The 22,347-nt window shown below is 72.0% G+C and carries 21 protein-coding genes; 9 read left to right on the top strand and 12 right to left on the bottom strand.

Annotated elements, in window-relative coordinates; all coding sequences use genetic code 11:
* Positions 1-52: 52 nt before the first annotated feature.
* Genes QM792_RS01890 through QM792_RS01905 form a run of 4 tightly spaced genes read right to left on the bottom strand, consistent with a single transcriptional unit; the run spans position 53 to position 2,694 of the window.
* Positions 53-295 (bottom strand): helix-turn-helix domain-containing protein, encoded by a 243-nt coding sequence (locus QM792_RS01890; protein ID WP_415147478.1) that lies wholly within the window; start codon positions 293-295, stop codon positions 53-55.
* 3 nt (positions 296-298) lie between these two features.
* Positions 299-1,222, bottom strand: a complete 924-nt coding sequence (gene epsC / locus QM792_RS01895; RefSeq protein ID WP_415147479.1) for a serine O-acetyltransferase EpsC — start codon at positions 1,220-1,222, stop codon at positions 299-301.
* On the bottom strand, positions 1,223-2,215 hold the full coding sequence (cysK, locus tag QM792_RS01900) for a cysteine synthase A (RefSeq protein ID WP_415147480.1): 993 nt from the start codon (positions 2,213-2,215) through the stop codon (positions 1,223-1,225).
* An 11-nt stretch (positions 2,216-2,226) separates the two neighbouring features.
* Positions 2,227-2,694, bottom strand: coding sequence for a rhodanese-like domain-containing protein (locus QM792_RS01905; RefSeq protein ID WP_415147481.1), 468 nt, complete (start codon positions 2,692-2,694; stop codon positions 2,227-2,229).
* Between the two features lie 243 nt (positions 2,695-2,937).
* Here QM792_RS01905 and tauA point away from each other — a divergent pair, with 243 nt between their 5' ends.
* The 5 genes from tauA (at position 2,938) to QM792_RS01930 (ending at position 7,179) form a co-directional block, all read left to right on the top strand.
* Positions 2,938-3,960 (top strand): taurine ABC transporter substrate-binding protein, encoded by a 1,023-nt coding sequence (gene tauA, locus QM792_RS01910; RefSeq protein WP_415147482.1) that lies wholly within the window; start codon positions 2,938-2,940, stop codon positions 3,958-3,960.
* Between the two features lie 40 nt (positions 3,961-4,000).
* Complete coding sequence (locus QM792_RS01915) at positions 4,001-4,759, top strand: taurine ABC transporter ATP-binding protein (RefSeq protein ID WP_415147483.1); 759 nt, start codon at positions 4,001-4,003, stop codon at positions 4,757-4,759.
* 3 nt (positions 4,760-4,762) lie between these two features.
* Positions 4,763-5,599, top strand: a complete 837-nt coding sequence (gene tauC / locus QM792_RS01920; protein ID WP_415147484.1) for a taurine ABC transporter permease TauC — start codon at positions 4,763-4,765, stop codon at positions 5,597-5,599.
* Complete coding sequence (gene tauD / locus QM792_RS01925; protein WP_415147485.1) at positions 5,596-6,423, top strand: taurine dioxygenase; 828 nt, start codon at positions 5,596-5,598, stop codon at positions 6,421-6,423. Before tauC ends, tauD begins: the two co-directional genes overlap by 4 nt.
* A 114-nt stretch (positions 6,424-6,537) precedes the next feature.
* Entirely contained in the window at positions 6,538-7,179 is a 642-nt protein-coding gene (locus QM792_RS01930) for an MBL fold metallo-hydrolase (protein ID WP_415147486.1), read from the top strand.
* Between the two features lie 22 nt (positions 7,180-7,201).
* Here the strand turns inward: QM792_RS01930 and QM792_RS01935 are convergent, their stop codons facing one another.
* The 4 genes from QM792_RS01935 to QM792_RS01950 are packed head-to-tail and all read right to left on the bottom strand — an operon-like array spanning position 7,202 to position 10,252.
* Complete coding sequence (locus QM792_RS01935; protein WP_415147487.1) at positions 7,202-8,116, bottom strand: M48 family metallopeptidase; 915 nt, start codon at positions 8,114-8,116, stop codon at positions 7,202-7,204.
* 44 nt (positions 8,117-8,160) lie between these two features.
* A complete protein-coding gene (locus QM792_RS01940; protein ID WP_415147488.1) occupies positions 8,161-9,696 on the bottom strand; it encodes an AmpG family muropeptide MFS transporter in 1,536 nt (511 codons plus the stop codon).
* On the bottom strand, positions 9,693-9,962 hold the full coding sequence (locus tag QM792_RS01945; protein WP_415147489.1) for a hypothetical protein: 270 nt from the start codon (positions 9,960-9,962) through the stop codon (positions 9,693-9,695). Before QM792_RS01945 ends, QM792_RS01940 begins: the two co-directional genes overlap by 4 nt.
* Positions 9,962-10,252 carry a type II toxin-antitoxin system ParD family antitoxin gene (locus tag QM792_RS01950; protein WP_415147490.1) on the bottom strand — a complete coding sequence of 97 codons (291 nt, stop codon included), beginning with the start codon at positions 10,250-10,252 and terminating at the stop codon, positions 9,962-9,964. Before QM792_RS01950 ends, QM792_RS01945 begins: the two co-directional genes overlap by 1 nt.
* Before the next feature lie 253 nt (positions 10,253-10,505).
* Here QM792_RS01950 and QM792_RS01955 point away from each other — a divergent pair, with 253 nt between their 5' ends.
* Positions 10,506-11,003 carry a flavin reductase family protein gene (locus QM792_RS01955; RefSeq protein ID WP_415147491.1) on the top strand — a complete coding sequence of 166 codons (498 nt, stop codon included), beginning with the start codon at positions 10,506-10,508 and terminating at the stop codon, positions 11,001-11,003.
* Between the two features lie 3 nt (positions 11,004-11,006).
* Here the strand turns inward: QM792_RS01955 and QM792_RS01960 are convergent, their stop codons facing one another.
* Genes QM792_RS01960 through QM792_RS01975 form a run of 4 tightly spaced genes read right to left on the bottom strand, consistent with a single transcriptional unit; the run spans position 11,007 to position 18,448 of the window.
* Complete coding sequence (locus tag QM792_RS01960; protein ID WP_415147492.1) at positions 11,007-13,043, bottom strand: acetoacetate--CoA ligase; 2,037 nt, start codon at positions 13,041-13,043, stop codon at positions 11,007-11,009.
* Positions 13,040-14,845: an ABC transporter substrate-binding protein gene (locus QM792_RS01965; protein WP_415147493.1), complete on the bottom strand. Its 1,806-nt coding sequence runs from the start codon at positions 14,843-14,845 to the stop codon at positions 13,040-13,042. The genes QM792_RS01960 and QM792_RS01965 overlap by 4 nt, the downstream gene beginning before the upstream one ends.
* Positions 14,846-14,849: 4 nt before the next feature.
* A complete protein-coding gene (locus tag QM792_RS01970) occupies positions 14,850-16,640 on the bottom strand; it encodes an ABC transporter substrate-binding protein (protein ID WP_415147494.1) in 1,791 nt (596 codons plus the stop codon).
* The gene (locus QM792_RS01975) at positions 16,637-18,448 is read right to left on the bottom strand and encodes an ABC transporter substrate-binding protein (protein ID WP_415147495.1); all 1,812 of its coding nucleotides are present in this window, start codon (positions 18,446-18,448) and stop codon (positions 16,637-16,639) included. Before QM792_RS01975 ends, QM792_RS01970 begins: the two co-directional genes overlap by 4 nt.
* A 65-nt stretch (positions 18,449-18,513) precedes the next feature.
* On the opposite strand from QM792_RS01975, the gene QM792_RS01980 reads away from it, so the two are divergent.
* The 3 genes from QM792_RS01980 to QM792_RS01990 are packed head-to-tail and all read left to right on the top strand — an operon-like array spanning position 18,514 to position 22,255.
* A complete protein-coding gene (locus tag QM792_RS01980) occupies positions 18,514-19,452 on the top strand; it encodes an ABC transporter permease (protein ID WP_415147496.1) in 939 nt (312 codons plus the stop codon).
* Positions 19,449-20,555 (top strand): ABC transporter permease, encoded by a 1,107-nt coding sequence (locus tag QM792_RS01985; RefSeq protein WP_415147497.1) that lies wholly within the window; start codon positions 19,449-19,451, stop codon positions 20,553-20,555. The genes QM792_RS01980 and QM792_RS01985 overlap by 4 nt, the downstream gene beginning before the upstream one ends.
* Complete coding sequence (locus tag QM792_RS01990; RefSeq protein WP_415147498.1) at positions 20,552-22,255, top strand: ABC transporter ATP-binding protein; 1,704 nt, start codon at positions 20,552-20,554, stop codon at positions 22,253-22,255. Before QM792_RS01985 ends, QM792_RS01990 begins: the two co-directional genes overlap by 4 nt.
* Positions 22,256-22,347 lie beyond the last annotated feature (92 nt).

Below are 22,347 nucleotides of genomic sequence, written 5' to 3' on the forward strand. Positions count from 1 at the left end.
CGTGGCAGTGTCGAGGCCCCCTCGCGCGGGATCAACCGGCTATAGCCACCAATCAGTCCGCGACTGGCGACTCGCAGCGCGAGATCAGGTGCGACAGCGGCACGTCGAGCGCCCGGGCCAGCTTGGCGGCGGTGGCCAGCGAGGGCATCGCCGCGGCGCGCTCGATCTCGCCCATGTACGAACGGTTGAGCTCGGCGCAATTGGCCAGCCGCTCCTGCGACCAGCCGCGCGCCTCGCGCAGTTGCCGCACCGCGTGGCCGAAACGTTCGCCGACGCCGGCGCGGGGATCGCCCATCTTCTAGATCCCCGCCCCTTCGAGCACCGCGTCCTCGCGCGCGCTGGCCTGGGCGATGCGGCTGCCCGGCGGCACGCTGCGCGTCAACCAGACGTTGCCGCCGATGGTCGAGCCGTGGCCGATGGTCACGCGGCCGAGGATGGTGGCGCCGGCGTAGATCACCACGTCGTCCTCGACGACCGGATGCCGCGCGCCGCCCTTGGCGAGATGGCCGTCGGCGTCGGTGGCGAAGCGCTTGGCGCCCAGCGTGACGGCCTGGTACAGGCGCACGTTGCGGCCGATCTGCGCCGTCTCGCCGATCACGACGCCGGTGCCGTGGTCGATGAAGAAGCCCGCGCCGATGTTCGCGCCGGGGTGGATGTCGATGCCCGTCGCGCCGTGGGCCAGCTCGGCCACCAGGCGCGCGAGCAGCGGCACGCCCAGCACGTGCAGCTCGTGCGCGATGCGGTGGTGGATCATCGCGTGCACGCCGGGATAGCACAGCAGCACCTCGTCGACGCTGCGCGCCGCCGGGTCGCCGTGGAAGGCCGCGAGCACGTCGCTGTCCAGCAGCTCGCGGATGCGCGGCAAGGCGCCGCCGAACTCGCGCACGAGGGCCAGCGCGCGCGCGTCGGCGTCGCCGTGGCCGGGCTGCTGCCGCGCCGCGTGGCGCAGTTCGAGGCCCACCTGCGCGAGCAGCGCGCCGAGCACCGCGTCGAGCGTGTGGCCGACGTAGTAGTCCTCGCTCTCCTGGCGCAGGTCGGGCGGCCCCAGCCGCATCGGGAACAGCGCGCCGCGCAGTCCGTCGACGATGGCCGCGAGCGCCTCGCGCGAGGGCAGCTCGCGCCCGCCGACCTCGCGGCCGCGCTGCCGTGCGTTGCGCCAGCGCGTGCGCGCCTGGCGCAGCCCGTCGACGATGCGCGTCAGGTCGAAGGACTCGCCGCCCATTCAGGCCGCCTTCGCCGGCGCGGGCGGAAGCCCGGCGGCGTCGAACACGCCCTCGAACAGCACCGAGCTGAGGTAGCGCTCGCCCGAGTCGGGCAGGATCACGACGATGGTCTTGCCGGCGTTCTCGGGGCGCTGCGCCAGGCGCGCCGCCACCGCCGCCGCCGCGCCGCAGGAGATGCCGGAGAGGATGCCTTCCTCGCGCGTGAGGCGTTGCGCGTAGCGGATCGCCTCTTCGTTGCCGACCTGCTCGATGCCGTCGACCAGCGAGAGGTCGAGCACCTCCGGCACGAAGCCGGCGCCGATGCCCTGGATCTTGTGCGGCGAGGGTTTCAGTTCCTCGCCGTTGCGCTGCTGCGTCAGCACCGGGCTGGCGGCGGGCTCCACCGCCACCGACTGGATCGCCTTGCCCCGGGTGTTCTTGATGTAGCGCGACACGCCGGTGATCGTGCCGCCGGTGCCGACGCCCGAGACCAGGATGTCGATCGCGCCGCCGGTGTCCTCCCAGATCTCGGGGCCGGTGGTGGTTTCGTGGATCGCCGGGTTGGCCGGGTTCTTGAACTGCTGCAGCAGCACGTACTTCGGGTCGGACGCGGCGATCTCCTCGGCCTTGGCCACCGCGCCCTTCATGCCCTTGGCGCCTTCGGTCAGCACCAGCTTCGCGCCGTAGGCCAGCAGCAGCTTGCGGCGCTCCAGGCTCATGGTCTCGGGCATGGTCAGCGTGATCGGGATGCCGCGCGCGGCGGCGACGAAGGCCAGCGCGATGCCGGTGTTGCCGCTGGTCGGCTCGACGATCTCCTTGCCCGGCCCGAGCAGGCCGCGCTTCTCCGCGTCCCAGATCAGCGCCGCGCCGATGCGGCACTTCACCGAATAGGCCGGGTTGCGGCCCTCGATCTTGGCCAGCACGGTGGCCTTGGCGCCGTCGAGCACGCGGTGGAGCCTGACCAGCGGCGTGCGGCCGATGGACAGCGAGTTGTCATCGTGGATGCGGGTCATGGTGGATCTCCTCAGTCTTGAACCCAGGGCAGGCCGTGGAAGCGCCAGCCGCCGGACTGGCCGCGTTGATGCCGCTCGTCGATCTCGCCCTCGAAGCCTTCGAGCACGTTGAACACGGCCGTGAAGCCGGCCCTGGCGGCCGCCTCGGCCGCCAGGGCCGAGCGCTTGCCGCTGCGGCACAGCAGCAGGACGGCCTCGTCCTTGCGGACCTTGGCCTCGAGTTCGCGCACGAAGCGCGGATTGCGCGTCAGGCTGGTGCCGGTGGCCCAGGCGACGTGCGCGATGCCCGGCACATGGCCGACGAACTTGCGCTCTTCGGTGCTGCGCACGTCGATCAGCGTCGCCAGCCCCACCTGCGCCAGCGCCCAGGCGTCGGCCGGCGTCACGCTTCCGGCGTAGGGCAGGCCGGCCGCCTGCGCGGCGGCGCGCGCGGTTTCGAGCACGGGGGGCAGTCGGATCTCGTTCAGTACGGCGGACATGGGGCTCTCGGCGGTTCTGATGGCTATGGACGGCAGGCAGCGTAGGCATTCGCCACGCACGGCGGAACGAAGCTTTGTGTGCTTCGATATGCGCAAAGCGGGAAAGCCCCGCCGCGCGCCATCGGCGCCCGATCGGCATCGGCGCGAAGCTGCGGAATCGGCATGAGCTCATCCGGATTCGGTCGTTCACGCCATCGACGGCGCCCGCTAACTTCCGCCTCCTCGAATCACAGGAGGTCTTCCATGCGCCGATCGCAGTTCCTCATGACCCTGGCCTTGTCGCTGGGTCCGTTCACCGTTGGCGGCGCCGCGCTGGCGCAGGAGACGGTGCGCATCGCCTATCAGACCGTCGTGGAGCCCGCCAAGGTCGCGCAGGCCGATGGCCTGTACGAGAAGGCCACCGGCCGGACGATCGAATGGCGCAAGTTCGAGAGCGGCGCCGAGGTCATCGCGGCGGTCGCCTCGGGCGACATCCAGATCGGCTACGTCGGCTCCAGCCCGCTGGCCGCGGCGGCGAGCAAGGAGCTGCCGGTCGAGACCTTCTTCATCGCCGCCGAGATCGGCAACGCCGAGGCCCTGGTGGTGCGCAACGGCAGCCGCATCTCGAAGGCGGCCGACCTGGTCGGCAGGAAGGTCGCGGTGCCCTTCGTCTCGACGACCCACTACAGCCTGCTCGCCGCGCTCCGGCACTGGGGCGTCGATGCGAAGAAGGTCGACATCGTCAACCTGCGCCCGACCGAGATCGCGGCCGCCTGGCAGCGCGGCGACATCGACGCTGCGTACGTGTGGGACCCCGCCCTCGGCCAGATCAAGGCCAGCGGCAAGGTGCTGACCGACTCGGCGCAGGTCGCCAAGTGGGGCGCGCCGACCTTCGACGCCTGGATCGTCCGGCGCGATTTTGCGCAGAAGAACCCGGACGTGGTCGCCGCGTTCGCGCGTGTCACGGGCGAGGCCTATGCGGCCTACCGCAAGGACGCCAAGGCCTTCGCCGGCGATGCGGCGAACGTCGAGAAGATCAGCCGGCTCACCGGCGCGAAGCCGCAGGAGATCGCCGAGCTGCTGGCCGGCAGCGGCTTCCCGACGCTGGCCGAGCAGGCCACGCTGCTGGGCGGCAGCACGGTCAAGGCGCTGACCGAGACCTCGAAGTTCCTGAAGGAGCAGGGCAAGGTCGACAAGCTGCTGGCCGACTACAAACCCTACGCGACGCCGCGCTTCGTGCAGGCCGCGCTGAAGGGCGCGGCGCAGCAGGTCGCCGCCCGGAACTGAACACCACCGGGTCCAGGCCGTGGTCGAGCTGGAGAGGGTCGTGGCGGGCTACGGGGACGACGCCGGCTCGACCACGGTGCTGGACGCCTTGTCGCTGACGATCCCCGACGGCGGCATCACCGTGCTGCTCGGGCCCTCGGGCTGCGGCAAGTCCAGCCTGCTGAACCTGATCGCCGGCTTCGTGCCCTTGCGCGCCGGACGCGCGAGCGTGTCGGGGCGAAACATCGACGGCCCCGGCGCCGACCGCGGCGTGGTGTTCCAGGACGACGCCCTGCTGCCCTGGCTCGACGTGCTCGGCAACGTCGCGCTGCCGCTGCGGCTGCGCGGCCTGGACCGCGCGGCGCGGGAAGAGCGCGCGCGCCACTTCCTCGACCTGGTGGGGCTGCGCGACCATGCCGACCGGCGCGTCTGGGAGCTCTCCGGCGGCATGCGCCAGCGTGTGGGCATCGCGCGCGCGCTGGCCGCCGATCCCGAGGTGCTGCTGATGGACGAGCCCTTCGGCGCGCTCGACGCGCTGACCCGCGAGCGCATGCAGGAGCTGCTGCTGCGGGTCTGGACGGCCACCGGCAAGACCATCGTGCTGGTGACGCACGGCGTCGAGGAGGCCGTGTTCCTCGCCACCGAGCTGGTGCTGCTGTCGCCGCGCCCGGCCCGCATCGTCGAGCAGCGGCCGCTCGCCTTCTCGCGCCGCTTCGCCGCCGGCGAGCCGGCGCGGCGGCTCAAGTCGCTGCCCGAGTTCGTCGCGGTGCGCGAGCAGGTGCTCGGCGCGGTGTTCGCGCTCGAAGACCGCGCCGCCTGAGCCATGCAAGCCGTATCGCCGATCACGCTGCGCAAGGCGCTCGCGGACATGAACCAGCCGCCCTCGGCCCGCGCGCCGCGCCCCTGGCATCCACGCTGGCTGAGCGCCCTGACGGTGGCCGCGCTGCTGGGGCTCTGGCAACTGGTCACGGCCGCCGGCTGGATCGCGCCGCTGTTCCTGCCGCCGCCCGCGCTGGTGGCAGCCAAGTTCGCCGCCGTGGCCGGCGAAGGTTTCATGGACGCCACGCTCTGGCAGCATGCGCGCGCCAGCCTCGCGCGCGTGGGCCTGGCGCTGCTGCTGGCGCTGGCCGGCGCCATTCCGCTGGGCCTGTGGATGGGCCTGTCGCCCCGGGCGCGCGCGGTGTTCGACCCGCTGGTCGAGTTCTACCGGCCGGTGCCGCCGCTGGCCTACCTGCCGCTGATCGTGATCTGGTTCGGCATCGGGGAGGTCTCCAAGGTGCTGCTCATCGCGCTGGCCATCTTCGCGCCGGTGGTGATCGCCACCGCCACGGGCGTGCGCCGCGTCGAGCAGAGCCGGCTGCGCGCCGCGCAGTCGTTCGGCGCCAGCCGCGCGCAGGTGCTGCGCCATGTCGTGCTGCCCAGCGCCCTGCCCGACGTGCTGACCGGCATCCGCGTCGGCCTGGGCTGGTCCACGCTGGTCGCCGCGGAACTGGTCGCGGCCACGCGCGGCCTGGGTTTCATGGTGCAGTCGGCGGCGCAGTTCCTGAACACCGACATCGTCGTGCTCGGCATCGTCGTGATCGCGCTGATCGCGTTCTCGCTCGAACTCGGCCTGCGCGCGCTGCAGCGCCGCCTCGTGCCCTGGCAGGGAAGATCATGAACGTCACGCCCCTGGGGCCGGCCGTCGGCGCCCTCGTCGACGGCGTCGACCTGACGCGCCCGCTGGCCGGGCACGACCGGGCGGCGCTGCACCGCGCCCTGCTCGCCCACCACGTGCTGTTCTTCGAGAACCAGCCCGTCACGCCGCGGCAGCAGCGCGACCTGGCGGCCCGGTTCGGCGAGCTGCACATCCACCCGGTCTATCCCTCGCATCCCGAGGCGCCCGAGATCGTCGTGCTCGACACCTCGAACGACAACCCGCCGGACAACGACAACTGGCACACCGACGTCACCTTCATCGAGACGCCGCCGCTCGGCGCGATCCTGACCGCGCAGTTGCTGCCGCCCACGGGCGGCGACACGCTGTGGGCCAGCGGCATCGCCGCCTACGAGGCGCTGTCCGAGCCCTACCGGCGCTTCCTCGACCCGCTGCACGCGGAACACGATTTCCTGCAGTCCTTCCCGGCCTGGCGCTTCGCCCGCACGCCGGAGGAGCGGCTGCGCTGGGAAGCGGCGCGCGACCGCCATCCGCCGGTGGTCCACCCGGTGATCCGCACCCATCCGGAGAGCGGGCGCCGCGGACTGTTCGTCAACGAGGGCTTCACCAGCCGCATCGTCGAACTCGGCAAGTCCGAGAGCGACGCCGTGCTGGCCCAGTTGAGGGTGCACGCCGCGAAGCCCGAGTTCAGCGTGCGCTGGCGCTGGAAGCGCCACGACCTCGCCTTCTGGGACAACCGGCTGACCCAGCACTACGCCACGGCCGACTACCTGCCGCACCGGCGCGTGATGCATCGCGCGACCATCCTGGGCGACCGGCCGCGCTGAGCCCGGCCCTCGGGGTCGAGCCTTGCGAGCGTCTGAAGCCGCGGCGGCATACTCTGTGCGCTTTGCCGGCCCAGTCGTCGAGCGTCGACTCCGAGTTGCCGAAGAACACGCAGCATGAGCTTCCGCCACCGCACCCTCCCCGTCACCGCCTTCCAGCAGAACTGCTCGCTGGTGTGGGACGACGCCACGATGCAGGCCGCCCTGATCGACCCCGGCGGCGACATCGACGTGCTGCTCGGCGCCGTGAAGGAGCTGGGCCTCGCGCTCGAACAGATCTGGCTGACGCACGCGCACATCGACCATGCCGGCGCCACCGGCACGCTGGCGCGCACGCTCGGGCTGCCGATCGTCGGCCCGCACGAGGCCGACCAGTTCTGGATCGACGCGCTGCCGCAGCAAAGCCGCATGTTCGGCTTTCCCGAGGCCGAGCCGTTCACGCCGACACGCTGGCTGCACGACGGCGACCGCGTGCGCGTCGGCGGCTGCGAGCTGCTGGTGCGCCACTGCCCCGGCCACACGCCGGGGCACGTGGTGTTCTACGAGCCGACCACGCGGCACGCCTTCGTCGGCGACGTGCTGTTCGCCGGCAGCATCGGCCGCACCGACTTCCCGCAGGGCGACTTCGACACGCTGGTGCGCTCCATCACGACGCGGCTGTGGCCGCTCGGCGACGCGGTGCGCTTCACGCCCGGCCACGGGCCGCAGAGCACGTTCGGGCAGGAGCGGCGCAGCAATCCGTTCGTGGGCGGCACCTGAGGGGCGGCCGCCCGGGCGCCGCTCAGGCCTTCTTCGGCGGCTCGAAGCGCCGCGGCGGCTTGGGCGCGCGCTGGTACAGCGGCTGCACCTTGGGCAGGTTCTTCTGGATGTCCTGGATGCGCGTCGGGCCCGAGGGGTGGGTGCTCATGAACTGCGGCGGCGCGCCCTTGGAGGCCTGCGCCATCTTCTGCCACAGCGTCACGCCGGCGTGCGGGTCGTAGCCGGCGCGCGCGGCCAGGTCGATGCCGACCAGGTCGGCCTCGGATTCGTCTTCGCGGCTGAACTTCAGCGTCAGCAACTGGCCGCCGAGGTCGGCCGCCAGGCGCCCGGCGTTGCCCAGGCCGAACAGCGCGGCGCCGATCTCGATCGCGCCGCGCGTCGCGGCGGTCTTGCCGACGCGCTCGCGGGCGTGTTCGCGCAGCGCGTGCGCCGCCTCGTGGCCCATGATCATCGCCACCTCGTCGTCGCTGAGCTGCAGCTCCTGCAGGATGCCGTAGTAGAAGGCGATCTTGCCGCCCGGCATGCAGAAGGCGTTCAGCTCCTTGCTGCCGATCAGGTTGACCTCCCACTTCCATTCGCGCGCGCGCGAGTTCCACTCGTAGGTGAAGGGGATGATGCGCTGCGCGATGGCGCGCAGGCGCACCACCTGCGGGTGGTTGTCGGGCGCCAGCGCGCTCTTCGAGGCGGCCTCCTGGCGCAGTTGCAGGTACTGCTGCGCGGCGGCCTGCTCGATCTGGTCGGCCGACACCAGCTTCGAGAAGCTCGAGCGCTTGCCCACGTTCACGCCCTCGCGCGCCAGCGCGGGCAGCGCGGCGGCGGCCAGCAGCCCGCCGGTGAACAGGCGCCGCGAGTGCAGCGCGCAGCGGCAGCCGCGGGCATGGGCCCGCGCCAGCGCGGGCAGGGTCAGCTCGGCATCGGTGCGGAAATCTTGCTTCATGGCGCGCAATCTAAGGCATTCCCGGCCAAACCCGGCCAATTCGATCAAGGGGTCCCGGGTTCGGCTTCCAGCGCGCGCAGCGGCGCGCGAAGCCACCAGAGCATCCACAACGCCGGCAGCGCGGCCAGCGTGGACACCAGGAAGAAGGCCGGCCAGCCGATCGCCTCGGCCAGCACGCCGGCCAGCGGCCCCACCCACACCCGCCCCACCGACGCGAAGGCCGACAGCAGCGCGAACTGCGTGGCGGTGAAGCGCTGGTTGCACAGGCTCATCAGGAAGGCGACGAAAGCCGCCGTGCCCATGCCGCCGGAGAGGTTCTCGAAGGCGATCACCATCAGCAGCCCGCCGTCCACCGGCGTGGCCGCGGCGAGCTGCACGAAACCCCAGTCGAAGGCCGGGATCACCAGGCCCGGCAGCACGCCCTTGCCGTTGGCCGCCAGCCACCAGAAGCCGAGGTTGCTGGCCATCTGCAGGATGCCGAACGCGAACAGCGCGCGCCACAGGCCGAGCTTGAGCATCAGCGCGCCGCCGAGCAGCGCGCCGCCGATGGTCAGCCACAGCCCGATCACCTTGTTGACCACGCCGACCTCGGCCGGCGCGTAGGCCATGCTCTTGAGCAGGAAGGGCGTCATCAGCGAGCCGGCGAAGGCGTCGCCGAGCTTGTACAGCACGATGAAGGCGAGGAAGGCCGCCGCGCCCGGCTGCGCGAAATAGTTCGCCAGGCCCGACAGCAGCGTCTCGAAGCGCGCCCGCCGCGCCGCGAAGGCGGCCAGCGGCAGCGTGATCGCGATGCCGGCCAGCAGCGCGAGCAGGTCGGCCCAGCGCGGCGCGGCGGGCAGCAGCGCGCGCAGCAGCGGCGCGACGACGCGGTCGGTGAGCAGCACGCCGGCCGCCACGGCCGCCAGCAGCGCCAGGAAGCCGAGCAGGTCGTGGCGCGCGTCGGTCCTGGGCCGCGGCGCGCGCGGCAGGCGCGGCAGCAGCAGCGCCGACACCACGGCGGCGGCCACCATCACGCCGGCCATGAAGCGGTAGACCTCGGGCCAGCTCCAGCCGCCGCCCTGGGTCGGGTCGGTCCAGATCAGCGCCAGCCCGCCGGAGACGATCATCGCCAGGCGGTAGCCGAGCACGTTCAGCGACGAGCCCAGGCCGCGCTCGGCGGCGGGCAGCAGGTCGGTGCGGTAGGCGTCGATCACCACGTCCTGCGAGGCCGAGACGAAGGCCGTCAGCAGCGCCAGCAGCGCGAAGGCGCGCGTGGCGTCGGTGGGCGAGGTGGCGGCCATCGCCAGCAGCGCGCCGGCCAGCGCGAGCTGCGTGAGCACCAGCCAGCCGCGGCGCCGGCCCAGCCAGGGCAGTTCGAAGCGGTCCATCAGCGGCGCCCACAGGAACTTGAAGGTGTAGGGCAGGCCGACCAGGCTGAGGAAGCCGATGGTGGCCACGTCCAGCCCCTGCATGCTCAGCCAGGCCTGCATCGCCTGGCCGGTGAGCGCCAGCGGCAGCCCGCTGGCGAAGCCGAGCAGGGCGACGACGAGGAGGCGGTGCCAGGCGGCGAGGCGCTGCGCGAGCGGGCGGTGCGGGGTCACGACCAGTCCGCTCCCGGGTCCAGGTGCCGCGCCAGCTCCATCGCATCGTGGAGCACGCGGCCGATCACGACGAGCCCCGGCTCGACGCGGTAGACGAGAAAGTGGCGCGGCCGCCGAACGGGGCCGCTCGCCGCGCGCTCGCGGCTCAGGCGCAGGTGCCATGAGCGCACGCCCGCGCCCAGCTCCGGGCGGTCGATGCTGCCCGGCCGCTCGGGCTGCGCGGCGATGTCGCGCAGCGCCGCCGCCGAAAGGCGATGGCGAGGCATCAGCTCGCGGTCTTCGCCCGGCGCGCCGCGCGCAGGCCCAGTTGCCCGACAAAGTCCCCGAGCCGGGCATCGTCGACATCGGCATAGCGCCCGGCGGAAACGTCGGCCCAGCCCTGCCGCGCCGCCTGCTTGAGCGCCTCGAGCTTGATGTCTTCGAGGCGCTCGCGCTCTTCGATCAGGCGAAGGCCTTCACGCAGCACCTCGCTGGCGTTCTGGTAGCGCCCCGACTGCACCAGCGCCTCGACGAGTTCGTGCTGGTGGTCGCTGAGAACGACGTTGGGTGTCGGCATGGCTGAGCTTCGGGAAGGCGGGTCGGTTGGCATATTCTGGCAGCCTGGTCGGCGTGGTTTAGCCATGGCACGTTCCGTTCGGCAGATCGAGGTCGGTGACTCTCTCGCCCCGGTCTCGACTCTGGCCAATCCCCCCGTTCGGGCTGAGCCCTTCGACAAGCTCAGGGCGAACGGAGTTCGGCGACTTCGCAGGCCGGCGGCCGGCTATTCCCCCGCCGCCACCCCGGCGCGGCCGCTGCATGACAATCCCCCCATGCAGGCGCGCTCGCCCTCCTTCTCCTCGCTCGAATTCCGCGCGGCGCTGGGCATGTTCGCCACCGGCGTGACCATCGTCACCGCGCGCGGGGCCGACGGCGTGCCGGTCGGGCTGACGGCCAACTCCTTCAACTCGGTGTCGCTCACGCCGCCGCTGGTGCTGTGGAGCCTGTCGCGCCGCGCCAACTCGATGGCGGCCTTCCACGCCGGCTCGCACTACGCGATCAACATCCTCGCGGCCGACCAGCATGCGCTGGCCGAGCGCTTCGCCGCCAAGCAGGTCGACCGCTTCGCCGGCGTGGCCTGGCACGAGGGCACGGCCGGCGCGCCGCTGATCGAGGGCGCGGCGGCGGTGTTCGAGTGCTTCAACCGCAGCCGCTACGACGAGGGCGACCACGTCATCTTCGTCGGCGAGGTCGAGCGCTGCACGCACCGCGCCGGCGCGCAGCCGCTGATCTTCCACGGCGGGCGCTACTACACCGAATTGCCGCTGTGAGGCTCAGCCCTGCGAGGCGGCCTGGCGCCGCTTCGCGAAGCCGGCGAACCATGCCACGCACTCGGCGTTGGCCATCGCGTCGAGCTTGAACACCTGCTCGGGCGGCGTGCCCATCAGCAGCTTCTTGACGGGCAGCTCCATCTTCTTGCCCGACAGCGTGCGCGGGATCGCGCTGACCTGGAAGATCTCGTTGGGCACGTGGCGCGCCGACAGCGCTTGCTTGATGGCCTGCTTGAGCCGCTTGACCAGCGCCTCGTCGAGCACCGCGCCCTCGCGCAGCACCACGAACAGGGGCATGTAGCTCTCGCGGCCGAGGTATTCGAGGTCGACCACCAGGCTGTCCAGCACCTCGGGCTGCGCGTCCACCGCGCGGTACAGCTCGGCCGTGCCCATGCGGATGCCGTGGCGGTTGATGGTGGCGTCGCTGCGGCCGTAGACGATGGCGCCGCCGCGCGGCGTGATGCGCAGCCAGTCGCCGTGGCGCCAGATGCCGGGGTACATGTCGAAATAGCTGTCGAGGTAGCGCCTGTCGCCGGCGTCGTTCCAGAAGCGCAGCGGCATCGACGGCATCGGCCGCACGCACACCAGCTCGCCGACTTCGTCCACCAGCGCGCGGCCGCGTCCGCTCGCGTCCGGCTCGCTCCAGGCCTCCACCGCCGCGCCCAGGCAGCGGCACTGCATCTCGCCCTCGACCACCGGCAGCGTGGGCAGCCCGGCGAGGAAGGCGCCAGCGAAGTCGGTGCCGCCGCAGATCGGCGTGAGCCAGATGCGCCGGCCGTCCACCTGCGGCAGGTGGTCCCAGACCCACTGGTAGGCGTCGCTGGCCAGCGGCGAGCCGGTGGAGCCGATGGCGCGCAGCTTCGAGAGGTCCGCCGCCTTCGCCGGTTCGATGCCGGCCTTCATGCAGCTCGCGTAGAAGGCCGCGCCGGCGCCGAAGAAGGTCGCGCCGGCGTCGGCGGCGAAGCGCCACAGCGTCGTCAGGTCGGGCGTGCCGGGGTTGCCGTCGTAGATGCACACGGTGGTGCCGCCGAGCAGCGCGCCGGGCTGCGTGTTCCACATGATCCAGCCGGTCGCGCTGTACCAGTGGTAGCGGTCGCCGGTCTCGACGCTGGCGCCGAGGTTGTTGTGCAGCGTGCCCATCTTGAGCGACTCCAGCACCACGCCGCCGTGGCCGTGCACGATGGGCTTGGGCAGGCCGGTGGTGCCGCTGGAATACACCACCCACAGCGGGTGGTCGAAGGGCAGCCACTCGGGCTCGAAGGGCGCGTCGTTCGCGGTCAGCGCGGCGAAGTCGTGCAGCGTGCGCCCGGGCGCGGCCAGCGCGGCGGCATCCGCCGCCTCGTCGCGGTAGCGCAGCAGCACCGCGTGCTTCACGCTGGGCAGTTCGTCGAGCAACTGGCGCAGCACCGGCAGGCGGTCGTGCTCCGTGCCGGCGTAGACGTAGCCGTCCACGCCGATCAGCACCTGGGGCTCGATCTGGCGGAAGCGGTCGAGCACCGCCAGCGGCCCCATGTCGGGCGAGCACACCGACCAGATCGCGCCCACGCTGGCCGCGGCGAGGAAGGCGACGATGGTCTGCGGCGTGTTGGGCAGGAAGGCGCAGACGCGGTCGCCGCGCCGCACGCCCATGCCGCGCAGGGCCGCGGCGAGCGAGGCCACCTGGCGGCGCAGCTCGGGCCAGGCGACGTGTTGCAGCTCGCCGCGCGCGCGCATGCGTTCGTTCTGGAACACCAGGGCCGGATGCCCGGCCGCGTGCGCCGCGTCGGCGTGGCGCAGCACCTGGCGCGCGTAGTTGAGCTGCGCGCCCTCGAACCAGCGCGCGCCGGGCATCGCCGCCGCGGCGAGCACGCGCGCGTGCGGCGTCGGCGACTCGATGCCGAAGTAGTCCCAGACCGCGCCCCAGAAGGCCTCCAGCTCGGTCACCGACCAGCGCCACATCGTGTCGTAGCCCTCGGCGGTGCCGGGGTCGAAGCGCAGGCCGCGGTGCTCGGCCAGCCAGCGGGTGAATCTCAGGATCTGCGGTTCGGGCAGCGTGTTCATGTCGATGTCTCCATGTCGACCCCGGTGTAGACCCAGGTGTCGCGTGCGAACGGATGGCGCCAGAAGCCGCGCACGCGCGGCTGCAGCAGGTCGTTGACGATGGTATGCACGTGCGCCTTGTACGGCATGTGCGCGGCCAGCAGGTTCTTGCCCTCGCGGATCAGCGCGTCGCGCCCGGCGCCGTCGGGCAGCACGCCCTGGCGTTCGTAGAGGCGGTCGAAGGCGGGCAGCGCGAAGCGCGCGTCGTTCGACTCGTTGCCGTTCGGCCCGTAGGCGATGCCGAGGAAGAAGCCGCCGTCGGGCGACTGCGCCACCCAGGTGTAGCCCCACATCATCAGCGTCGCGGCGCGGCTGCGCTTGAGCAGGTCGCCCCAGGTGGCGACGTCGAACTCCATGCGCAGGCCGACGCGCGCCATGTGCTTGCGCCACAGCTCGTTGACGCGCCGCGCCAACTGGCTGCCGGTGGACGACAGGCGCAGCACCAGCGGCGAGCCGTCGGGCTGCTCGCGCCAGCCGTCGCCGTCGCGGTCGACGTAGCCGTACAGGTCGAGCAGCGCCATCGCGCGCGCCGGGTCGTGCGTGCCCATCTCGCTGCGGTAGGCGGGGTCGTAGCCGGAGGTGAAGGGCGGCACGGTCGACTGCGCGGCGATGCCCTGGCCGTGGCGCAGCGCGCGCAGCTCCTCGCCGCTGTCGTAGGCGAGCGCGACGGCGCGGCGCAGCGCCACCTTGTCCGCCGTGTAGCCGCCCACCAGCGGGTGCTGCATGTTGAAGTAGGTCATCGCCATGTCGGGCTGCGGCACGCGCTGCAGGCGCACGCCGCGCCGCGCCAGGTGCGGCGCGGGCGCCCCGCCGGCCAGGGCCACCGGCGCGAAGTCCAGCGGCACCTCGAGCTGGTCGAGCGAGCCGTCGAGAAAGGCCAGCCAGCGCGGCTGCGACTCCTCGATCACGCTGATCTCCACGCGGTCGGCCAGCGGCAGGCGCCGCCCGGCCAGTTCGCGCGCGAGGGCCTGGGCCTGGGCGTCGCCCTCGGCCGGCGCGGCCTCGAAGACGCGCTCGCGGTAGCGCGGGTTGCGCACGAGCTCGATGCGCGAGCCGCGCCGCCACGCGCCGAGCATGAAGGCGCCGGTGCCCACCGGGTGCGCGGCGATGTCGGCGCCGTAGGCCTCGACCACCTCGCGCGCGACGGCGCCGGCCAGCCCGGTCTGCGCGAACAGGTACGCCAGGCGCGGCGCCGGCTTGTCGAGCCGGACGCGGAAGGCGTAGCGGTCCAGCGCGCGTATGCCCTCGACCTCGCGGTCGTAGTCGAACGGCGTCTTGCTGCGGATCGCGCGCTCGCGCAGTTCGGTCAGGCCGAGCAGCCCGGCGTTCTCCCACAGGTAGAGCAGTTCGCTGTTGTTGCGCGGGTCGTAGTAGCGCTTGACGGCGTAGACGTAGTCGGCCGCCACCAGCTCGCGCGGCCGGCCCTTGAAGGCCGGGTCGTCGGCGAAGAAGATGCCCGGGCGGATGCGGAAGGTGAAGCTGCGGAAGTCGTCGGCCGCCTCGGGCAGCGCGGCGGCGGTCAGCGGCACCATCCGCACCGGCCGCGCCAGGTGGTCGTAGGTCAGCGGCGACTCGAAGATGCAGGCGGCGACGCGGTTCGAGTTTTCGTCGCCTATGGCCAGCGGATCGAAGCCGGTCTCGGCGACGCGGAAGGCCACGCGCAAGGTGTTGTCGCGCGGCGCGGGGGCGGCGGCCGGCAGGCGCGGCGCGGCCAGCAGCGCGGCGGACGCGGCGGACGTGGCGAGCCAGTCGCGCCGCCGCATGGCCTCAGCGCCGCGGCGGCTGGCGCGCCGGGTCGATGTCGACGTACTGCCAGAACTGCTGGCCGTACAGCGGCCGGCGGTAGCCCGCGAGCCAGGGCTGCGTCAGGTCGGTGAGCACGCGGTGCACCTTGTACTTCATCGGCATCAGCGCGGTGACGATGGACTGCGCCTCGCGCAGCAGCGCGAGGCGCTCGGGGCCGTCGGGCAGGCCGTCCATGCGGCGGTAGATCTCGTCGAAGCGCGCGTGGCGGAAGCGCGGCAGGTTCTGCCCGCCCGAGGCCGGGCCGTAGAGGATGCCCAGGCCGTCCTGCACGTCGGGGTTGGCCGCCGAGTAGCCGAGCTGCCAGATCATCAGTTGCCCGGCCTTGGCCCGCTTGAGCTGCTCGGGCCACTGCGCCTTGTCGATCGCCAGGCGCAGGCCGATCGCGTCCATGTTGCGCTTCCACAGGTCTTCGAAGGGGCGCGAGCTTTCGTCGGGCGTGGAGGCGTAGTGCAACTCCAGCGGCGTGCCGTCGGGGCGCTCGCGCCAGCCGTCGCCGTCGCGGTCGAGGTAGCCGTACAGGTCGAGCAGCGCCTTGGCGCGCGCCGGGTCGTATTCGCCGTTCTCGCTCTTGTAGGCCGGGTCGTAGCCCCAGGTGCCGGGCGCCACCACGCTCTGCGCCGGCACCGCCTGGCCGCGCCACACGCTGGTGATCTCGCGCGCGGTGTCGGTGGCCAGGCTGATGGCGCGGCGCAGCGCCACCTTCCCGGGCTCGACGCCGCCGACCAGCGCGTCTTCCATGTTGAAGAAGAACAGCGTGCGGTCGGGGTTGAGCACGCGGTGCAGCCCGATGCCGCGCCTGGCGAGGTTGGGCGCGAGCTTGCCGTTGGGCGCCGCCATGTTGACGAAGTCGCCCGGCACGGCGAGCAGGTCGAACTGCTCGTTGAGGAAGGACAGCCAGCGCGGCTGCTGCACCTCGACGATGGCGATCTCGACGCGGTCGATCATCGGCAGCCTGCGGCCCTTGAAGCGCGCCAGGATGGCCTGGCCCTCGGTGTCGTCGGGCGCCGGCTGCGCGTCGTAGACCTGCTCGCGGAAGTTCGGGTTGCGCTCCAGCACGATGCGCGAGCTGCGCCGCCACTGCACGAGGCGGAACGGCCCGGTGCCCACCGGATGCTCCATGCTCTGCGCGGGGTAGGCCTCGATCACCTCGCGCGCCACCGCGCCGAACAGGTCGCCGGCGGCCAGCGTGTAGATGAAGCGCGGGCGCGGCTGCGCGAGCTTGAACTGGAGGGTGTAGCGGTCCAGCGCGCGCAGGCCCTCGACCTCGCGGTCGTAGTCGAAGCGGCCCGTCTTCAGCGCCTGCTCGCGTAGCGCGTCTAGCCCGAGCATGCCCTGCTCGGCCAGGCCCGAGTAGACCGGGCTCTTGGTCTCGGGGTCGAAAAAGCGCTTGTACGAATAGACGAAGTCGGCCGCCACCAGCTCGCGCTTGGCGCCCTTGAAGGCGGGGTCGTCGGCGAAGTGGATGCCGGGCCGGATGCGGACCGTCCAGGTGCGGAAGTCGTCGCTGTGCCGCGGCATGCTCTCGGCGACGTTGGGCCGCACCAGGAAGGGCCGCGCCAGCGGGTCGAACTCGTACAGGCCGTCGAACACGTGCGCGGTGACGTAGCGCGAATACAGGTCGTTGACGCGCGCCGGGTCGAAGCCGGTCTCGGCGGCGGGAAAGGCGTAGCGCAGCACCTTCTGGCCTTGCGCCGAGGCGAGCAGCGGCAGCGCGCACAGCAGCGCCAGCGCGACGCGGCGCCAGCGCTTCATTTCACCTCCTTGTCGCGCAGCGCCGGGTCGACGTCGAGGTACTTGTAGAACTCGCGCACGAACGGATTGCGGCGGAAGCCGATCACCCACGGATGCATCAGGTCGGTGGCGATGCGGTGGCTGCTGAGCTTGTAGGGCACGTAGGCCACCATCAGCTTGCTGGCCTCCTCGATGGTCTGCTGGCGCTCGGCGCCGTCGGGCATCGCCTTCTGCTTCTCGTACAGCGCATCGAAGGCCGGCAGCGCGAAGCGCGAGTGATTCGCGCCGCCCTTGTTCGGCCCGTAGGCCAGCGCGAGGAAGGTGTCGCCGTCCGGCGTGGTGGCCGCCCAGGCCACGCCCCACATCATCAGCTTGCCGGCGCGCGAGGCCTTCAGGTTCTCGGGCCACTTGGCGACCTTGAAGACCATCTTCAGCCCGACGGCCTTCATGTTCTTCTCCCACAGCTCGGCGAGCTGGCGGCTCACCTGGTCGGGCTGCGTGGCGTACTCCAGCACCAGCGGCGAGCCGTCGGGCCGCTCGCGCCAGCCGTCGCCGTCACGGTCGACATAGCCGTACAGGTCGAGCAGCGCCATCGCGCGCGCCGGGTCGTGGTCGCTCATCGTGGTCTTCAGCGCCGGGTTGTAGCCGAAGGTCAGCGGCGCCACCGCGGTCTGCGCCGGAATGGCCTGCGACTTGCGCACCAGGCGGATCTCCTGGTCGCTGTCGTAGGCCAGCGCGATGGCGCGGCGCAGCGCCACCTTCTCGGGCGTGTAGCCGCCCACCACCGGGTCGTCCTGGTTGAACAGCGCGGCCAGCGTGATGTCCACCAGCGGCGTGCGCTCCATCGTGATGCCGCGCCTGGCGAGGTTGGGCGCCAGCCTGTCGTTCGGGATCACCGCCGGCGCGAACTCGTTGGGCAGCCGCTCCATCAGGTCGGTCTGCCCGTTCAGGAACGACAGCCAGCGCGGCTGCGACTCCTCGATGATGGCGATCTCGACGCGGTCGAGCATCGGCATGCGCCGCCCTGCCAGTTGCGCGGCGATGGCCTGCGAGCGCGGGTCGTCGGCCGGCGCCTGCTCGTCGTAGAACTGCTCGCGGTAGCCGGGGTTGCGCTCCAGCACGATGCGCGAGCTGCGCCGCCACTGCGCGAGGCGGAACGCGCCGGTGCCCACCGGGTGCTCCATGATCTTGTCGCCGTAGGCCTCGACCACCTCGCGCGCCACCGCGCCGAAGTTGCCGTGGTCGGTCATCACCTCCTGGTGGAAGCGCGGCGAGGCTTCGGCGAGCCTGACCTGGAAGGTGTAGCGATCCAGCGCGCGCACGCCCTCGACCGGCTGGTCGTAGGGGAAGGGCTTCTTGCTCGCCAGCACCTCGCGGCGCAGCTCCGACAGGCCGAGGATCTTCACCGCCTCCAGGCGGTACAGGTTGGGGCTGTTCCAGCGCGGGTCGTAGTGGCGCTTGAGGGTGTAGACGTAGTCCTGCGCGACCAGCTCGCGCTTCCTGCCCTGGAAGGCCGGGTCGTCGGCGAAGAAGATGCCCGGCTTCACGCGGAAGGTGAAGGTGCGGAACTCGGCGTCGATCTCCGGCATGGCCACCAGCGTGTTCGGCTTCATGCGCGGCGGGCGCGCCAGGAAGTCGAAGGTCAGCGGCGCGTCGAAGATGCCGGCCACGACGGTGCGCGAGTACAGGTCGGAGATCTGCACCGGATCGAAGCCCGTCTCGGCGACCGGGAAGGCGTAGCGCAGCACGCGCGGCGCGCCGTCGGCCGCCGCGGCGGCGGCACCGGCGAGCGCGAGGATCAGGGTCGCGGCAAGGGCGCGCACGGACATCACGGGAATTCTCGGGGTCGCATCGGCGCGGAGTCTATCGGCGGATGGCCCTAGACTCCCGGCCCATGGCCGCCTACCTGATCCGACGCCTGTGGCAGATGATCCCGACGCTCGCCGGCGTCGTGCTGCTGGTGTTCTTCCTCTTCAAGGCCTTCGGCGGCGACCCGGCCGAGATCCTCGGCGGGCTGTCGGCCTCGCCCGAGCAGGTCGACGCGATCCGCCAGCAGCTCGGGCTGAACGAGCCGTGGTGGGTGCAGCTCGGCATCTTCCTGAAGCAGATCGTCACCTTCGACTGGGGGCGGAGCTGGGCCACCAACGAATCGGTGGCCAACCTGTTCGCCACGCGGCTGCCGGCGACGCTGACGGTGATGGTGCCGATCCTGATCCTCGACACGCTGCTGGCGATTCCGATCGCGCTGCTGGTGGCCTACCTGCGCGGCTCGCTGACCGACCGCACGATCATGATCGCCACCACCATCGCGCTGTCGATCTCCTTCCTGGTCTACGTGATCGTCGGCCAGTACCTGTTCGCCTTCCAGCTCGGCTGGTTCCCGGTGCAGGGCTGGACCGACAGCCTGGCGACCAACCTGCTGGTCTACACGCCGCTGCCGGTGCTGCTGGCGGTGATGGTGGGCATCGCGCCGCAGACGCGCCTGTACCGCAGCTTCTTCCTCGACGAGATCGGCCAGGACTACGTGCGCACCGCGCGCGCCAAGGGCCTGGCCGAGCCGCGCATCCTGCTGACGCACGTGATGCGCAACGCGCTGATCCCCATCCTCACCAACGTGGCGGTGTCGCTGCCGGGCATCTTCGTCGGCTCGTTCCTGATCGAGGTGTTCTTCTCGATCCCGGGCCTGGGCCGCGAGGTGCTGCTGGCGGTCAACCGCAGCGACTACCCGGTGATCCAGGCCGTGACCGTCTACCTCGCGGTGATCACGATGGTGGTGAACCTCGCCACCGACGTTCTGTACAAGCTGGTCGACCCGCGGGTGGTGCTGAAATGACCCCCCCCGGAAGCGACTTCGTCGCCCCCCCCCAGGGGGGCGCCGCCAGCGGCCCGGCGAAGCCGGTTCCGCGGCGACTGCCTGATGGCGCGCGCTCGGAGGGCGTGTGGGCCGCGGCGTGGCGACGCTTCCGGGGCGACCGCGTCGGCATGGTGTCGCTGGCGGTGGTGGCGGCCTTCGTGCTGCTGATGCTGGCCGCCGCGCTGGGGCTGGTGGCCGGCGACTGGCAGCGCGAGGTCGGCGTGCCGAACGCGCCGCCGACCTTCATGGGCCCGGCGGCGAAGACGGCCGGCGCCGGCGCGATCCCGGTGCCCGAGGGGCCGAACGTCGACATCTCGGCGGTCGACCCGCTGGCGCCGCGCTACGCCGAATGGGCCGAGCTGGCCAAGAAGTACCAGACCGCCGAGGTCGTGCGGCGCGAGACGCTGCCCTTCGGCGGCGACCGCCTCGGCCGCGACGTGCTCGCCAAGGCGATCAAGGGCGCGCAGATCTCGGTGTTCGTCGGCGTCGCGGCGGCCATCGTCGCCACGCTGATCGGCACCGTGCTGGGCGCGCTGGCGGGCTTCTTCGGCGGGCGCGCGGGCGACTTCCTGGAGTGGCTCTACAACGTCTTCACCTCGATTCCCGGCATCCTGCTGATCTTCGCCTTCGCGGCGGTGGCCGGGCGCGGCGTGCAGTCGGTGGTGCTGATCCTCGGGCTCACCGGCTGGACCGGCGTCTACCGCCTCGTGCGCGCCGAGTTCCTGAAGCACTCGGTGCGCGAGTACGTGCGCGCCGCCGAGGCGATCGGCGCCAGCGCGCTCTCGCGCATCTTCCGCCACATCCTGCCCAACACCAGCCACGTGATCCTGGTGCAGCTCTCGATCCTGGTGGTCGGCTTCATCAAGGCGGAGGTGATCCTGTCGTACCTCGGCCTGGGCGTCAGCGTCGACCAGGTGAGCTGGGGCACCATGCTCGCCGAGGCGCAGAGCGAGCTGATCCTCGGCCACTGGTGGCAGCTCGCCGCGGCGACGGCCTTCATGGCGGTGTTCGTCACCGCCTTCTCGCTGATGACCGACGCGCTGCGCGACGCGCTCGATCCCAAGCTGCGCGGAGCGGAATGATGCTGCTGACCATCGACGACCTGCGCGTGCGCTTCCGCCTCGGGCGCGGCCAGCGCGCGAGCTACACCGAGGCGGTCGGGCGCGGCGACGCCGGCGTGAGCTTCGAGGTGCCCGAGAACACCACCGTCGCGCTGGTGGGCGAATCGGGCTCGGGCAAGAGCGTCACCGCGATGTCCATCCTCAACCTGCTGCCCGACAACGCCGAGCGGCGCGGCCGCATCCGCTTCCAGGGCCGCGAGCTGCTGGCCGCCGCGCCGGCCGAGCTGCGCGCGCTGCGCGGCCGCGACATCGCCTGCGTGTTCCAGGACCCGATGAGCTCGCTGAACCCGGTGTTCACCATCGGCCGCCAGCTCTGCGAGCCGATGCGGCAGCACCTCGGCCTGGGCCGCCGCCAGGCGCTCGAGAAGGCCGAGGCGCTGCTCGCCGAGGTCGGCCTGCCCGAGCCGAAGCGGCGCCTGGCGGCGCATCCGCACGAGCTCTCGGGCGGCCAGCAGCAGCGCGTGATGATCGCGATGGCGCTGGCCTGCGAGCCCAAGCTGCTGATCGCCGACGAGCCGACCACCGCGCTGGACGTGACCATCCAGCGCCAGATCCTCGAGCTGCTGCGCCGGCTGAAGGACACGCACCGCATGAGCATGCTGTTCATCAGCCACGACCTCGCGCTGGTCGGCGAGATCGCCGACCGCGTCGTCGTGATGCGCCAGGGCACGGTGCGCGAGCAGGGCTCGGCGGCCGAGATCTTCGCCGCGCCGCGCGACGCCTACACGCGGGCGCTGCTGGCCTGCCGGCCGACGCTGGAGCAGCGCGGCGCGCGGCTCAAGGTGATCGACGACCACCTGGCCGGGCGCGACACCGCCGCCGCCGCGCCGCCGCCGCCCAAGCGCGCCGACGCGCCGGTGGTGCTGGAGGCCAGCGGCGTCACCAAGAGCTTCTGGATCCGCCGCGGCGTGTTCGGGCGGCGCGAGTTCCAGGCCGTCAAGGGCGCGAGCTTCACGCTGCGGCGCGGCCACACGCTGGGCATCGTCGGCGAATCGGGCTCGGGCAAGACCACGCTGGGCCTGGCGCTGCTGCGCCTGCACGAGCCGGCCGGCGGACCGGTGGGCGGCAGCGCGGTGTTCGACGGGCGCGACCTGTTCACGCTGTCGCGCGAGCAGATGCTGCCGATGCGCCGGCGCATCCAGGTGGTGTTCCAGAACCCCTACGCCTCGCTGAACCCGCGCTTCACGGTGGCGCAGACGCTCACCGAGCCGATGGCCATCCACGGCATCGCCGCGAACGACGCCGAGCGCGCGCAGCGCGCCCGCGCGCTGCTGGCCAGGGTGGGCCTGGACGACGCCGCGCTGAACCGCTACCCGCACGAGTTCTCCGGCGGCCAGCGCCAGCGCATCGCGATCGCGCGCTGCCTGACGCTGGAGCCCGAGGTGCTGGTGCTCGACGAGGCCGTCAGCGCGCTCGACGTCTCGGTGCAGGCGCAGGTGCTCAACCTGCTGAAAGACCTGCAGGACGAGCTGGGCCTCGCCTACATCTTCATCAGCCACGACCTCGCGGTGGTGCGCTTCATGGCCGACGAGGTGCTGGTGATGAAGGACGGCGCGGTGGTCGAGCAGGCCGGCGTGGCGCAGATCCTCAGCGCGCCGCGCGAGGAGTACACCCGGCGGCTGCTGGGCGCGGTGCCGCGGGGCTACGTGGCGGCGGCCTGACCGGCTTGGTCGGCCTTGTATCGAAGCACTTACATTTCAGCCCGTTTTTGCCGCCGCCCGCGCCGCGTGGCGGCTGTGTCATGCCGCAGTTC

Source organism: Piscinibacter sp. (assembly GCF_047600445.1).
Taxonomy (GTDB): domain Bacteria; phylum Pseudomonadota; class Gammaproteobacteria; order Burkholderiales; family Burkholderiaceae_C; genus Piscinibacter.

Bases quoted from the DNA above. Each gene is read 5' to 3' on its own strand.
- QM792_RS01890 (WP_415147478.1), bottom strand. From the start codon at position 295: ATGGGCGATCCCCGCGCCGGCGTCGGCGAACGTTTCGGCCACGCGGTG.
- epsC (WP_415147479.1), bottom strand. From the start codon at position 1,222: ATGGGCGGCGAGTCCTTCGACCTGACGCGCATCGTCGACGGGCTGCGC.
- cysK (WP_415147480.1), bottom strand. From the start codon at position 2,215: ATGACCCGCATCCACGATGACAACTCGCTGTCCATCGGCCGCACGCCG.
- QM792_RS01905 (WP_415147481.1), bottom strand. From the start codon at position 2,694: ATGTCCGCCGTACTGAACGAGATCCGACTGCCCCCCGTGCTCGAAACC.
- tauA (WP_415147482.1), top strand. From the start codon at position 2,938: ATGCGCCGATCGCAGTTCCTCATGACCCTGGCCTTGTCGCTGGGTCCG.
- tauC (WP_415147484.1), top strand. From the start codon at position 4,763: ATGCAAGCCGTATCGCCGATCACGCTGCGCAAGGCGCTCGCGGACATG.
- tauD (WP_415147485.1), top strand. From the start codon at position 5,596: ATGAACGTCACGCCCCTGGGGCCGGCCGTCGGCGCCCTCGTCGACGGC.
- QM792_RS01930 (WP_415147486.1), top strand. From the start codon at position 6,538: ATGAGCTTCCGCCACCGCACCCTCCCCGTCACCGCCTTCCAGCAGAAC.
- QM792_RS01935 (WP_415147487.1), bottom strand. From the start codon at position 8,116: ATGAAGCAAGATTTCCGCACCGATGCCGAGCTGACCCTGCCCGCGCTG.
- QM792_RS01945 (WP_415147489.1), bottom strand. From the start codon at position 9,962: ATGCCTCGCCATCGCCTTTCGGCGGCGGCGCTGCGCGACATCGCCGCG.
- QM792_RS01950 (WP_415147490.1), bottom strand. From the start codon at position 10,252: ATGCCGACACCCAACGTCGTTCTCAGCGACCACCAGCACGAACTCGTC.
- QM792_RS01955 (WP_415147491.1), top strand. From the start codon at position 10,506: ATGCAGGCGCGCTCGCCCTCCTTCTCCTCGCTCGAATTCCGCGCGGCG.
- QM792_RS01960 (WP_415147492.1), bottom strand. From the start codon at position 13,043: ATGAACACGCTGCCCGAACCGCAGATCCTGAGATTCACCCGCTGGCTG.
- QM792_RS01965 (WP_415147493.1), bottom strand. From the start codon at position 14,845: ATGCGGCGGCGCGACTGGCTCGCCACGTCCGCCGCGTCCGCCGCGCTG.
- QM792_RS01970 (WP_415147494.1), bottom strand. From the start codon at position 16,640: ATGAAGCGCTGGCGCCGCGTCGCGCTGGCGCTGCTGTGCGCGCTGCCG.
- QM792_RS01975 (WP_415147495.1), bottom strand. From the start codon at position 18,448: ATGTCCGTGCGCGCCCTTGCCGCGACCCTGATCCTCGCGCTCGCCGGT.
- QM792_RS01980 (WP_415147496.1), top strand. From the start codon at position 18,514: ATGGCCGCCTACCTGATCCGACGCCTGTGGCAGATGATCCCGACGCTC.
- QM792_RS01985 (WP_415147497.1), top strand. From the start codon at position 19,449: ATGACCCCCCCCGGAAGCGACTTCGTCGCCCCCCCCCAGGGGGGCGCC.
- QM792_RS01990 (WP_415147498.1), top strand. From the start codon at position 20,552: ATGATGCTGCTGACCATCGACGACCTGCGCGTGCGCTTCCGCCTCGGG.